Origin of the sequence: Streptomyces sp. NPDC048288, from assembly GCF_043201555.1 — a bacterium.
In the GTDB taxonomy this organism is placed as follows: Bacteria; Actinomycetota; Actinomycetes; order Streptomycetales; family Streptomycetaceae; genus Streptomyces.
This window is the reverse complement of record NZ_JBICZD010000039.1, coordinates 1-1,170: the sequence shown is the minus strand read 5'-3', so window position 1 is coordinate 1,170 and position 1,170 is coordinate 1. Positions and strand designations below refer to the sequence as shown.

Genomic DNA, 1,170 nt, shown 5'->3' with positions numbered 1-1,170 from the left:
GTGGCCCCCCTTCTCCCGAAGTTACGGGGGCATTTTGCCGAGTTCCTTAACCATAGTTCACCCGAACGCCTCGGTATTCTCTACCTGACCACCTGAGTCGGTTTAGGGTACGGGCCGCCATGAAACTCGCTAGAGGCTTTTCTCGACAGCATAGGATCATCCACTTCACCACAATCGGCTCGGCATCAGGTCTCACCCTTAATGTCATCCGGATTTGCCTAGATGACGGGCTACACCCTTACCCCGGGACAACCACCGCCCGGGATGGACTACCTTCCTGCGTCACCCCATCACTCACCTACTAACCGCTTGGACCGGCGGCTCCACCACTCCCCTCAACTCCGAAGAGATCAGGGCGGCTTCACGGCCTTAGCATCACGATGCTCGATGTTTGACGCTTCACAGCGGGTACCGGAATATCAACCGGTTATCCATCGACTACGCCTGTCGGCCTCGCCTTAGGTCCCGACTTACCCTGGGCAGATCAGCTTGACCCAGGAACCCTTAGTCAATCGGCGCACACGTTTCCCACGTGTGAATCGCTACTCATGCCTGCATTCTCACTCGTGAACCGTCCACAACTACCTTCCGGTGCTGCTTCACCCGGCACACGACGCTCCCCTACCCATCACGATCCCCGTTGGGGGTATATATCGCAATGACACGACTTCGGCGGTACGCTTGAGCCCCGCTACATTGTCGGCGCGGAATCACTAGACCAGTGAGCTATTACGCACTCTTTCAAGGGTGGCTGCTTCTAAGCCAACCTCCTGGTTGTCTCTGCGACTCCACATCCTTTCCCACTTAGCGTACGCTTAGGGGCCTTAGTCGATGCTCTGGGCTGTTTCCCTCTCGACCATGGAGCTTATCCCCCACAGTCTCACTGCCGCGCTCTCACTTACCGGCATTCGGAGTTTGGCTAAGGTCAGTAACCCGGTAGGGCCCATCGCCTATCCAGTGCTCTACCTCCGGCAAGAAACACACGACGCTGCACCTAAATGCATTTCGGGGAGAACCAGCTATCACGGAGTTTGATTGGCCTTTCACCCCTAACCACAGGTCATCCCCCAGGTTTTCAACCCTGGTGGGTTCGGTCCTCCACGAAGTCTTACCTCCGCTTCAACCTGCCCATGGCTAGATCACTCCGCTTCGGGTCTTGAGCGTGCTACT

At 56.8% G+C, this 1,170-nt stretch carries 1 rRNA gene; it reads right to left on the bottom strand.

Features of this window, described 5'->3' with window-relative positions:
• Positions 1-1,170: ribosomal RNA gene (locus ACGFZS_RS49715) — 23S ribosomal RNA — on the bottom strand; the annotation flags it as partial.